This is a genomic window from Sphingomonas oligoaromativorans (assembly GCF_011762195.1).
Lineage (GTDB): Bacteria > Pseudomonadota > Alphaproteobacteria > Sphingomonadales > Sphingomonadaceae > Solisphingomonas > Solisphingomonas oligoaromativorans.
Genome location: NZ_JAASQK010000007.1, coordinates 149,181 through 160,787, shown reverse-complemented (window position 1 = coordinate 160,787; position 11,607 = coordinate 149,181). Strand labels below are relative to the sequence as shown.

Genomic DNA, 11,607 nt, shown 5'->3' with positions numbered 1-11,607 from the left:
GCCCGTGCGGCATGGGGCGTTGAACAAGACCAATCCCGGACAGGACACGCGCATGAGTAAGGCTTACAAGATTCTGACGGCGGGCCAGTGGGCAGGCTGGCAGGATCGTGGCGTGTTCACCGGCGCGCCGATCGACATTGAGGACGGCTATATCCACCTCTCCTCCGCCGATCAGGTGGCCGAGACGGCGGCCAAGCATTTCGCCGGCCTCTCCGATCTGGTGCTGGCCGAGGTCGATCTCGACGCGCTGGGCGACAGCGTGAAGTGGGAGCCGTCGCGGGGCGGGCAGCTCTTCCCGCACGTCTATGGCGCGATCCCGCTCGACGCCGTCACCGACGCCCGCGCCATCCCCGAGGATTGATCGGGCGGGAGGCGGCGTTCAGGCCGCCTCCCAGCGCTCCTCGTCGCCGAGCCGCACGCGCTCGGCCTGCGAGATCGCATCCGCCGCGCGCAGCGCCGCGAGGATGCGCATCAGGTGCGCGAGGTCATGCACCTCCAGGTCCACCAGGAAGGTGTGGAAGCTGCCGTCGCGGTGGACGAGCGTGAGGTTGAGGATGTTGGCCGCGTGCGCGCCGAGGATGCTCGCCATCGCGCCCAGCGCGCCGGGCTCGTTGCGCAGGATGATCGACAGCCGCGCGGTGCCGCCGTCCGACTTGTCGCCCCAGGCAAGGTCCACCCAGTCCGCATCCGCCGATCCGCTCGCCAGCGAGGCGCAGTCGATGGTGTGGACCTCGACCGGCGCATCGGGGCGGCGCAGGCCGACGATGCGGTCCCCCGGCACGGGATGGCAGCAGTCCGCCAGCCGGAAGGCGACGCCGGGGGTGAGGCCGCGGATCGACACGGCGTCGCGCTGCGGCAGCGGGCGGGTCGCGGGGCGCGCGATCCCGGCGGCGCCCGGCATCAGCGCCTCGGTCACGGCGGCATCGTCGATGGTGCGGCGCGCGATCGCTTCCATGAGCGCGCCCTCGTCGCCGAGATGGAGCCGCTTGAGCGCCTGCCCCAGTGCGTCCGGCCCCAGCGGGGCGGGAAGCCGCGAGACGATCTCGTCGTAGAATTTCCGGCCGAGCGCGATCATCTCCTCGCGCTCCTTGTGGCGGACGAAGCGGCGCAGCGACGCCCGCGCCTTGCCCGTCACCACGAAGTTCAGCCATTCGGGCTGCGGCTGCTGCGCGGCGGACTTCAGGATCTGCACCTGATCGCCATTCTGGATCGCGGTGCGCAGCGGCACCAGGCGGCCGTTGACCTTGGCGCCCACCGCCTGGTTGCCGAGATCGGTGTGGACCGCATAGGCGAAGTCGATCGGGGTCGAGCCCTTGGGAAGCTGGATCAGCTCGCCATTGGGCGTGAAGGCGAAGATGCGATCCTGATACATCGCCATGCGGGTATGCTCGAGCAGCTCTTCCGGGCTCTCGGCATGGTCGAGGATTTCGACGAGGTCGCGAATCCAGCTCACCTTGGTGCCGCCGATGTCGGCTGCGGTGCCCTGCTTGTAGGCCCAGTGCGCGGCATAGCCATATTCGGCCTGCGCGTGCATCGCCTCGGATCGGATCTGGATCTCGATCCGCACCTTCTCGTTGTGGATCACCGAGGTGTGCAGCGATCGATAGCCGTTGCGCTTGGGCGTCGAGACATAATCCTTGAAGCGCCCCGGCACCATCGGCCAGCGTTCGTGGATCAGGCCGAGCGTGCGGTAGCATTGCTCCGTATCCGCCACCACGCAGCGGAAGGCCATGACGTCGGAAAGCTGCTCGAAGCTGATGTGGCGCTCGGTCATCTTGCGCCAGATCGAGTAAGGATGCTTCTCGCGGCCCGTCACCTCGGCCTGGATGCCGTGGCGGCCGAGCAGCAGCGTGAGGCCGGAGGCGATCCGCGCGATCCGGTCCCCGCCGCCCTCCTGAAGCTGGGCGAGGCGCTTGGTGATCGACTCATAGGCTTCGGGTTCGAGGATCTGGAAGGCGAGCGTCTGCATTTCCTTCATGAACTCGTACATGCCCACGCGCTCGGCGAGCGGCGCGTAGATGTCCATCGTCTCCTTGGCGATGCGACGGCGCTTCGCTTCGTTGGGGATGTGATGGAGCGTGCGCATGTTGTGGAGCCGGTCGGCCAGCTTCACCAGCAGCACGCGGATGTCGTCGGACATCGCCAGCAGGAACTTGCGCAGATTCTCGGCGGCGCGCTCGCTTTCGGACTGCGCCTCGATCTTGGAGAGCTTGGTGACGCCGTCCACCATCCGCGCGACGTTCGGGCCGAACAGCCGCTCGATCTCCTCATAGGTGGCGACGGTGTCCTCGATCGTGTCGTGCAGGATCGCGGTGACGATCGTCTCGTCGTCGAGGCGGAGATCGGTGAGGATGCCGGCCACCTCGATCGGGTGGCTGAAATAGGGATCGCCCGACGCCCGCTTCTGCGAGCCGTGCGCCTGCATCGAAAACACATAGGCGCGGTTAATCAGCGCCTCGTCGGCCTCCGGGTCGTAGCGACGGACCCGTTCCACAAGTTCATACTGTCTGAGCACGCGCTATGATGTGGCTTTTCACCGTCCAAGCGCAACCACGGATGTGGCCTTTGAGGCGCGCTTTTTGGCTTTCTGTGCTTTCCATGCGTCGCGATTTGGGTTTTCGGCACGCTCATCCTATCTAGGGCTCCGTGGAGGAGAGCGACACCATTCGCCGGATCGTCACCGGTTGCAGCCTCACCGCGGCCCTGGAGGCCGTGGGAGAGCGCTGGTCGTTCCTGATTCTGCGCGGTTCGTTCAACGGCCTCAGCCATTTCGAGCAATTCCAGGCGACGCTCGGCATCGCCCGCAACATCCTCGCCAACCGTCTGGCGCGCCTCGTCGCGCATGGGTTGATGGAGCGCCTCCCCTGCGCGGACGATCGCCGCAAGGTGGAATATCGCCTCACCGAGAAGGGCATGGCGCTGATGCCGGCGCTGGTGGCGCTGCGCCAGTGGGGCGAGCGCTGGGGCGACGGGCCGCCCTGCAACACGCGGCTGGTCGATATCCGCGACGGTCTGCCGGTGGCAGAGGTATCGGTGCAGGCGGCGGACGGCCGCAAGCTGAGCCTCGACGAGCTGCGCTGGATCGTGATCGACCAGGACGAGGCCTCGCCCGGCAAGAGCGAGGAAGCCTGGCCGGGCCGCACGGCGGCGGGCTGAGCCTTCGGCGCTTCGCCCAAAGGAAAAAAGGCCGCCGGCTCTCGGGGAGCGGCGGCCTTTCCTGTTATCGGGCCTTATTCGTAGTCCGGCCCGACATTCTGGTTGCGGGCCGGCGCCGCGGCGGTCAGGCGGAGCGCCTCGGCCGACTGGGCCAGCGAGCCCATCTCGTCGACGGCGTCGTCCTCGTCCACGCGCACGCGCTGGAGGCCGGAGATCGCCGAATCCGACAGCTGGGCCGGCGTGATCGTCTGATCGGCGATCTCGCGGAGCGCGACAACCGGATTTTTGTCGCGATCGCGATCGATGGTGAGCTCCGCGCCGCCCGAGATCTGCCGGGCGCGATGCGCCGCGAGCAGCACGAGATCAAAGCGGTTCTGAACCTTGTCGACGCAATCCTCGACCGTAACGCGCGCCATGGTGGCTCCGTGCTTGCAAAACAGGAATGTCGGATAATCTCGACGCGCTAACGCCTTGCCATGATTCTGTCAATGAAGAGGGAGCCGCCCCGCACGGGCTTGCATTCCCTCCACCGCTATCGCCATCAAGGCATATGGCGACGCGCGAATGGATGCCGCAGGTGGAGGAGCGCGACCGATTCGAGGTCGACGGCAACCGTCTCGGCCTGCTGATCGATCGTGACGACCGGCTCGACGCGCTGATGGCGCTGATCGACGGTGCCGAGCGGGAGCTGCGCCTGCTTTATTACATCTTCAGCGACGATGCGGTGGGCGTCCGCGTCCGCGATGCGCTGGTGGCGGCGTGCGGGCGCGGCGTGGCGGTGTCTCTGCTGGTCGACGGATTCGGCAGCGAGGAGACGACGGAGGGCTTCTTCCAGCCGCTGCGCGATGCCGGGGGGACGGTGTGCCGCTTCCTCCCCCGCTTCGGGCGGCGCTATCTGCTGCGCAACCATCAGAAGATCGCGCTGGCGGATCATCGCCGCGCGCTGATCGGCGGGTTCAACATCGACAGCGGCTATTTCGCCTCCGCCGAGGAGGATGGCTGGCGCGATCTCGGCCTGCTGGTCGAGGGGCCGGCGGCGGCGCATCTGGCCGGCTATTTCGACGCCATGATGGCCTGGGCGCATGATCCGCAGGCGAAGATTCGCGGCCTCACCCGGACGCTCAGGCGCTGGAGCCAGAGGCGGGGGCATCTGCGCTGGCTGTTCGGCGGCCCCACCCAGCGGCTGAGCCCGTGGACCAGCGCGCTCAAGACCGACATCGTGCGCGGCCGCCGGCTGGACGTGATCGCCGCCTATTTCGCGCCCAACCCCGGCACGTTGCGCCGCCTCGGCCGGCTGGCGCGGCGGGGGGCGCTGCGCATCGTCACCGCGTCGAAATCCGACAATATGATGACGATCGGCGCGGCGCGGCATTGCTATCGCCGGCTGCTCAGGCGCGGCGCGCGCATCTGGGAATATCGGCCGATGAAGCTGCACACCAAGCTCTTCGTCGTCGACGACAAGACCTATATCGGCTCGTCCAACTTCGACATGCGCAGCCTCTACATCAACTGCGAGATCATGCTGCGCATCGAGAACGCGGCCTTCGCCGAGCGGATGCGGCTCTATGTCGACGGCGAGACGGCGGACGGGCGCGAGGCCAGCCTCGACTTTATCCGCGAGCGCGTCGGCTGGCTGACCCGCCTCAAGTGGCGGATCGCCTATTTCCTCGTCGCGATCGTGGACTACACCGTCACCCGCCGCGTGAATTTCGGCAGCGCGGGCGCGGAGATCGGCTGACCGTCAGTTGGTGTGGAACCACCAGAGCTGCGCCGGCGGCACGTTGATCGGCTCGAACGCATGGTCGACGCGCTGGAAGAAGGGCGCGATGATGTTCCGCACGCTCGGCCGGAACTGATAGACGAGGAAGGAGCCGCCGGGCTTCAGCGCCGCCGCCGTCGCCTTGGCGATCGCCGGGCCGACGCCGGCCGGCAGCGTCGAGAAAGGCAGGCCGGAGATGGTGTAATCCGCCTTGCCGAGGCCCAGCTCGGTCAGGATCTCCACCACGTCGGCGGCCGAGCCGTTGACGATCTGGAGGCGGGAATCGCTGATCGAGCGCTTCAGATAATCGCAGAAATCCGGGTTGGTATCGATCGCCACCAGCGTCGCGTCGGGCGCCAGCCGCTCCAGGATCGGCCGCGTGAAGGTGCCGACGCCGGGGCCATATTCGACGAACAGCTTGGTGTTCGCCCAATCCACCGGCTCCAGCATCCGGTTGATGAGCGTCTTGGACGACGGGATGATCGAACCGACCATGACCGGATGCTTGAGGAAACCGCGAAAGAACATCGCCATCGGCCCGAGGGCCTTCCTGGCGCGCTTGCGATCTGCGGTCTGCTCCGCGGAAAAACCGGTCATGTCGTCTCCACCATGGGGACTTGCCCCCCGTCCCAGCGTTGGCAAGCCAGCGCCGCGAAGGCAAGCATCCTTCGTGACGTTCGCGCGTATATGGCGTTTCAAGGGCGTGTCGGGCAAGAGTCGGCGCGACGAACGGCGCCGTTTCATCCTGAACGGAGGCCGGTCCGTCTGGAGAATATGGTGAATCCTCCTCCCGGCGCGATCGCCGTCATCTTTCTCTCGGGCCGCACCGCCGCCGATGCGGAGGGCTATGGGGCCGCCGCCGAGGCGATGGAGCGGGCCGCGAGCGTGCGGGACGGCTATCTCGGCATCGACTCCGCGCGCGACGCGGACGGCATCGGCATCACGGTGAGCTGGTGGCGCGACGAGGCGGCCGCGCTCGCCTGGCGCGACGATCCCGATCATGCGCGCATCCGCGATCGGGGCCGTGCCCTCTGGTACGACTGGTATCGCGTCGTGGTCGCCACGGTCGACCGTGCCTATGGTTGGACGCGGCCGACCTGAGGCGGCTCAGCGCGCCTTCACCTCGCCGCGCTCCATCGTGCCGGGCGTGACGAAGCCGATCGGCTGCAACGCCAGCGCATCCTGCTTCAGCCGCTGCGAGATCTGCTCATATTCGCGCTCCATCTCGGGGGTGACGGAGGCGCGGGTCTCCTCCAGCGCCTCGTCGAAATGCGCCATGCGGACCGCCGTGGCATCGAGCGACTGGCGCAGCGCGATCATGCCGGCGCGGCGGACCAGATCCTCCAGATCGGCGCCGGTGAAGCGCTCGGTCCGTGCCGCGAGCAGATCGAGGTTGACGTCATCCGCCAGCGGCATGTCGCCGACATGGATGGCGAGGATGCGCCGCCGCCCGCCCTCGTCGGGCACGGGGACGTAGATCAGCTCGTCGAAGCGGCCGGGGCGCAGCAGCGCCGGGTCGATCAGGTTGGGCCGGTTGGTGGCGCCGATGACGACCACCGATTGCAGCTCCTCCAGCCCGTCCATCTCGGCGAGGATGGTGTTGACCACCCGCTCCGTCACCGCCGGCTCGCCCATGCCGCCGCCGCGCGCCGGCACCAGCGAGTCGAGCTCGTCGATGAAGATCACGGTCGGCGCCACCTGCCGCGCGCGGGCGAACAGGCGGGCGATCTGCTGCTCGCTCTCGCCATACCATTTGCTCAGCATGTCGGAGGATTTGGTGGCGATGAAGTTCGCCTCCGCCTCCCGCGCGACCGCCTTGGCGAGCAGCGTCTTGCCGGTGCCGGGCGGGCCGTAGAGCAGGAAGCCCTTGGCCGGGCGGATGCCCATGCGGCGGAAGGCGTCGGGATGCTTCAACGGCAGCTCCACGCCCTCGCGCAGCCGCTCGCGCGCCTGATCGAGGCCGCCGACATCGGCCCAGCCGACATTGGGCGCCTGCACCATCACCTCGCGCATGGCCGACGGCTGGACGCGCTTCAGCGCCGAGAGGAAATCCTCGCGCGTCACCATCAGTTCCTCGAGCACCTCGGGCGGGATGGTGCGGTCCTCGAGGTTGAGGCGCGGCATGATCCGCCGGACCGCCTCGATTGCCGCCTCGCGGCACAAAGCGGCGAGATCGGCGCCGACGAAGCCGTAGGTGGTGCGCGCCAGCTCCTTGAGGTCGACATGCTCGCCGAGCGGCATACCGCGGGTGTGGATGCCGAGCACCTCGCGGCGGCCGCGCTCGTCGGGCACGCCGATCACGATCTCGCGGTCGAAGCGGCCGGGGCGGCGCAGCGCTTCGTCGATCGCCTCGGGCCGGTTGGTGGCCGCGATGACGACGAGGTTGGTGCGCTTCTCCAGCCCGTCCATCAGGGTGAGGAGCTGGGCGACGAGGCGCTTCTCGGCCTCGCCCGTCACCTGGCCCCGCTTGGGCGCGATCGAATCGATCTCGTCGATGAAGACGATCGAGGGCGCGGCCTTGGCCGCCTCCTCGAACACCTCGCGCAGGCGCTTCTCGCTCTCGCCATAGGCCGAGCCCATGATCTCGGGGCCGGCGATGTGGAAGAACTCGGCGTCGCTCTCGTTGGCGACGGCGCGGGCGAGGCGCGTCTTGCCGGTGCCGGGCGGGCCGTGGAGGAGAACGCCCTTGGGCGGCTCGACGCCGAGCCGCTCGAACAGCTCGGGGTAGCGCAGCGGCAGCTCGACCATCTCGCGGATCTGGTCGATCGTCTCGCCGAGGCCGCCGAGATCGTCATAGGTGACGTCGGCGCGCCGGGCCTCCTTGGGCTCCTCATATTCGGGCCGCAGCTCGACCTCGGTGTTCTGGTCGATATGCACCACGCCCTTGGGCGAGGTGGAGACGACCAGCAGGCGGATTTCCTGCAACGAATAGGCCGGGCGATTGAGCATCTGGCGGAGCTGCGGCGGCAGATCCTCCTGCGTCACGCGCTGCTGGCCGGTGGTGGAGACGATGTCGCCGGCGGTCAACGGCTTCATCTGGAAGCTGCGCTTCAACGCCTGCCCCGATCCCTGGAGCCGCAGATTCTGCTGGGCGGGCGCGAACACGACGCGCTGCGCCGGCTTGCTCTCGATCTTGCGGACGCGCACGAAATCGCCCGAGCCGACGCCGGCATTGGCGCGCTGGAGGCCGTCCAGCCGCAGGATGTCGAGCCCCTCGTCCTCGGGATAGGGCAGCACGGCGCGCGCCGGGGTGGAGCGCTTGCCCTCGATCTGGACGATATCCCCCTCGACCACGCCGAGAAGCTGCATCGCGCCGCGCGGCAGACGGGCGAGGCCATGGCCCGAATCATCTGGCCGGGCATTCGCCACCTGCAGTCGATGACTATGGTTTTCGCCGGGAGTCTCGGGGTCTGCCATCGTTGCTGCTCCGTTATGGGTCGGACAGAGATAAGCAACGCCTGAGCATCCCGTGAGAGGCAAGGGGCGAAAAAAAAGGCCGCCCCGAGGGACGGCCTGAAGTTTTAGGAGAGGATGCCTGAAAGGCAGGGACTTTCTGCCGTGATCCGACTTATTGTGCAAATGCGAAGGAACTGGGGTATGGTTGCATTTTCTGCATCTATGCCCTATTTCGCGCAACGAGGCCGGCGGCCGTCGTTGCAGGGAAGAGCCCGATGGCTTATTGCATCGCACAATCGACGCGAATTTTTCGCACGAACGAGGTTGTCCGATGAGACGCTTGCCGCCGCTCACCGCCGTCGAGGCGTTCGTGCAGGTCGCGCGCCTCGGCTCCGTGAAAGCCGCCGCGGAAGAGCTGGCGCTCTCCTCGCCCGCGCTCAGCCGCCGCGTGCAGGCGATGGAGCGTTTCATCGGCCGCCCGCTTTTCGCCCGCCGCCATCAGGCGATGCTGCTCAACGCCGACGGCGAACTGCTGCTCGCGCGCATCGCCCCCGCGCTCGATTCGCTGGGCGAGGCGATCGAGCAGGTCACCGGCGAGGCCGAGATCATGCGGCTCAAGCTCGGCGTGCTGCCGCTCTACGCCTCGCGCCAGCTCATCCACCGGCTGCCGGACCTGCGCGCGCGCCATCCGCATCTCCACATCGATATCGACACCGGCGGCCATGCGCTGACGCGGCTCAGCGACGGGCTGGATGCGGCGATCGTGCTGGCGCGGGAGATCGAGCCGCCGCTCTATGGCCGCAGGCTGGGCCGCAACCGCATCATCGCGATCGGCAATCGCGATCTGGCGCTGTCCGGCCCGCGCGATCTCGCCAATATGACGATCCTTCTGCACCGCGACATGCAGGAGAATTTCATGCTGTGGCGGCAGGCGGCGGGTATTCCCGGCCTGGAGCCGCGCGCCATCGATCTGTTCGATTCAGGCCAGCTCATGCTGGAATCGGCGGCCGAGGGGCTGGGCGTCGCCTTCATGCTCGACTTCCATCTGGAAGGCGCGAGCGATCCGCGGCTGGTCAAGCTCTTCGCGGAAGAGGCGGACAGCGAATCGAGCTACTGGTTCGTCTGCCGCCGCCCGGCCCTGTCGCGCCGGCCGGTCCGGCTGTTCCACGACTGGCTGGTGGGCGGACCGGAGGCCTGAGGCCCCTCCCCGAAGGGAAGGGGCCGGACAAGGGTCAGGCGTCCGCCGCGACCTTCATCGCATGGATCTTGCCCGGAGCGCGGGGCGGCTCGCCCTTGGGCAGCGCGTCGACATGCTCCATGCCTTCGGTCACCACGCCCCACACGGTGTACTGGCGATCGAGGAAGGTCGCGTCGTCGAAGCAGATGAAGAACTGGCTGTTGGCCGAGTTCGGGTCCGACGTGCGCGCCATCGAGCAGACGCCGCGGATGTGCGGCTCGGCGCTGAACTCGGCCTTGAGGTTCGGCTTCTTCGAGCCGCCCATGCCGGTGCCGTTCGGATCGCCGCCCTGCGCCATGAAGCCGGGGATGACGCGATGGAACACGATGCCGTCGTAAAAGCCTTCGCGCGCCAGTTCCTTGATGCGCTCGACATGGCCGGGCGCGAGATCGGGGCGAAGCTGGATCACGACGTCGCCGCCGTCGAGCGTCATGATGAGGGTGTTCTCGGGATCGGCGATGGTCGCCATGGTCAATCTCCTTTGGGATCTGGGGGCGGGTCTAGAGCGATTTGGAGGCGGGGGAAATGGCGCATGGCACGGGAAGGCGGAAAAGCGGCTGACAGGGCTGGTTTCCCCGCCTAAGAGGCGGCGACGCGCAGTTCAGCAGGGAGGCGGCACCCATGAGCGACACCGACCTCGAGGCGCCTGTTCCTCCCGCGATCGACGACGAGACGCCGCCGCCGCCCGCCGAGCCCAGCCATGACGAAGACAACCGCCTGACCCGCGATTTCGTCGACACCGTCGTCGAGCGGCTGGAGGAAGGCGACGACGAGGGCGCGCGCGCGCTGGTCCGCCCGCTCCACCCGGCCGACATCGCCGACCTGTTCGAGCTGGCGCCCAACGAGTGGCGCGCGCCGCTCGCCGCCGCGCTCGCCGAGCTGCTCGACGGCGACGTGCTGGCCGAGATGAACGACTGGGTGCGCGATGTCGTGCTCCAGGCGCTCGAACCGCAGCAGGTCGCGGCGCTCGCCACCGAACTCGATACCGACGACGCCGTCGCGATCATCGAGGACATGGACATCGAGGACCAGCGCGAGGTTCTGCGCGCGCTGGACCCCGACGATCGCGCCGCGATCGAGGAGGCGCTGAGCTACCCCGAGGAATCCGCCGGTCGCCTGATGCAGCGCGACCTGATCGCGGTGCCCGAGCATTGGCATGTCGGCGACGTGCTCGACTATCTGCGCCGCAACGAGGATCTGACGACCGATTTCTGGGAGATCTACGTCGTCGATGCGTCGCACCACCCGGTCGGCACCTGCAAGCTGAGCTGGGTGCTGCGCACGCCCCGCGACATCGCCATCGCCGACATCATGCAGCGCGAGCAGACGCTCGTGCCCGTCGACATGGATCAGGAGGAGGTGGCGCTCCGCTTCCAGAAATATGCGCTGATCTCGGCCGCCGTGATCGATGCGTCGGGCCGCCTCGTCGGCATGATAACGGTCGACGACGTCGTCCACATCATCCAGCAGGAAGCGAGCGAGGACATCCTCGCCATGTCCGGCGCGGGCGACGGCGACATCAACGAGCCGCTGCCCTCCACCATCAAGACGCGCATGTGGTGGCTGTTCGTCAATCTCGGCACGGCGATGCTCGCCTCGGCGGTGGTGGCGATCTTCCAGGACACCATCTCGCGGCTCGTCACGCTGGCGGTGCTGATGCCGATCGTGGCGGGCATGGGCGGCAATGCGGCGACGCAGACGATGGCGGTGACGGTCCGCGCGCTCGCCACCAACCAGCTCACCTCGTCCAACACGCTGCGCATGATCGTGCGCGAATGGTGGATCGCCAGCGCCAACGGCCTCGGCCTCGGCGCACTGATGGCGGTGGGGTGCCAGCTCGTCTATCACGACTGGGGGCTGACCCTCGTGCTGTTCCTCGCCATGCTCATCAACAGCCTCAACGCCGGCCTGTCGGGCGTGCTGATCCCGATCGGGCTGGAGAAGGTGCGGATCGACCCGGCCGTCACCTCCACCGTCTTCGTGACGACGATGACCGACTGCATGGGTTTCTTCAGTTTCCTGGGGCTGGCCGCGCTGTTCAACCTGCATTGAGCTTGTC

General features: G+C 67.8%; 11 protein-coding genes. 6 read left to right on the top strand and 5 right to left on the bottom strand.

The features are described from left to right. Nucleotides 1-52: 52 nt before the first annotated feature. Nucleotides 53-361, top strand: coding sequence for a DUF952 domain-containing protein (locus tag FHS98_RS14630; protein ID WP_167106566.1), 309 nt, complete (start codon nucleotides 53-55; stop codon nucleotides 359-361). A gap of 18 nt (nucleotides 362-379) precedes the next feature. Here the strand turns inward: FHS98_RS14630 and FHS98_RS14625 are convergent, their stop codons facing one another. Next, a complete protein-coding gene (locus tag FHS98_RS14625; protein WP_167106563.1) occupies nucleotides 380-2,515 on the bottom strand; it encodes a RelA/SpoT family protein in 2,136 nt (711 codons plus the stop codon). A gap of 131 nt (nucleotides 2,516-2,646) precedes the next feature. Between FHS98_RS14625 and FHS98_RS14620 the strand changes: the two genes are divergently transcribed. Further along, nucleotides 2,647-3,156 carry a winged helix-turn-helix transcriptional regulator gene (locus FHS98_RS14620; protein WP_167106560.1) on the top strand — a complete coding sequence of 170 codons (510 nt, stop codon included), beginning with the start codon at nucleotides 2,647-2,649 and terminating at the stop codon, nucleotides 3,154-3,156. Between the two features lie 74 nt (nucleotides 3,157-3,230). Here FHS98_RS14620 and rpoZ read toward each other — a convergent pair whose 3' ends face one another. Beyond that, entirely contained in the window at nucleotides 3,231-3,572 is a 342-nt protein-coding gene (gene rpoZ, locus FHS98_RS14615; protein ID WP_019834238.1) for a DNA-directed RNA polymerase subunit omega, read from the bottom strand. A 134-nt stretch (nucleotides 3,573-3,706) separates the two neighbouring features. Between rpoZ and FHS98_RS14610 the strand changes: the two genes are divergently transcribed. Then, nucleotides 3,707-4,894, top strand: a complete 1,188-nt coding sequence (locus FHS98_RS14610; RefSeq protein WP_167106557.1) for a phospholipase D-like domain-containing protein — start codon at nucleotides 3,707-3,709, stop codon at nucleotides 4,892-4,894. 3 nt (nucleotides 4,895-4,897) lie between these two features. Here the strand turns inward: FHS98_RS14610 and FHS98_RS14605 are convergent, their stop codons facing one another. After that, on the bottom strand, nucleotides 4,898-5,512 hold the full coding sequence (locus tag FHS98_RS14605) for a class I SAM-dependent methyltransferase (protein ID WP_167106555.1): 615 nt from the start codon (nucleotides 5,510-5,512) through the stop codon (nucleotides 4,898-4,900). A gap of 177 nt (nucleotides 5,513-5,689) precedes the next feature. Here FHS98_RS14605 and FHS98_RS14600 point away from each other — a divergent pair, with 177 nt between their 5' ends. Beyond that, nucleotides 5,690-6,016: an antibiotic biosynthesis monooxygenase family protein gene (locus FHS98_RS14600; protein WP_167106552.1), complete on the top strand. Its 327-nt coding sequence runs from the start codon at nucleotides 5,690-5,692 to the stop codon at nucleotides 6,014-6,016. Nucleotides 6,017-6,022: 6 nt separating this feature from the next. Here the strand turns inward: FHS98_RS14600 and FHS98_RS14595 are convergent, their stop codons facing one another. Further along, on the bottom strand, nucleotides 6,023-8,332 hold the full coding sequence (locus FHS98_RS14595) for a CDC48 family AAA ATPase (protein ID WP_167106549.1): 2,310 nt from the start codon (nucleotides 8,330-8,332) through the stop codon (nucleotides 6,023-6,025). 310 nt (nucleotides 8,333-8,642) lie between these two features. On the opposite strand from FHS98_RS14595, the gene FHS98_RS14590 reads away from it, so the two are divergent. Beyond that, nucleotides 8,643-9,509 carry a LysR substrate-binding domain-containing protein gene (locus tag FHS98_RS14590; RefSeq protein ID WP_167106546.1) on the top strand — a complete coding sequence of 289 codons (867 nt, stop codon included), beginning with the start codon at nucleotides 8,643-8,645 and terminating at the stop codon, nucleotides 9,507-9,509. 34 nt (nucleotides 9,510-9,543) lie between these two features. Here FHS98_RS14590 and FHS98_RS14585 read toward each other — a convergent pair whose 3' ends face one another. Continuing rightward, nucleotides 9,544-10,017: a peptidylprolyl isomerase gene (locus FHS98_RS14585; RefSeq protein ID WP_167106543.1), complete on the bottom strand. Its 474-nt coding sequence runs from the start codon at nucleotides 10,015-10,017 to the stop codon at nucleotides 9,544-9,546. Between the two features lie 152 nt (nucleotides 10,018-10,169). Between FHS98_RS14585 and mgtE the strand changes: the two genes are divergently transcribed. Next, complete coding sequence (gene mgtE / locus FHS98_RS14580) at nucleotides 10,170-11,600, top strand: magnesium transporter (RefSeq protein WP_167106540.1); 1,431 nt, start codon at nucleotides 10,170-10,172, stop codon at nucleotides 11,598-11,600. The last annotated feature ends 7 nt before the right edge of the window (nucleotides 11,601-11,607 follow it).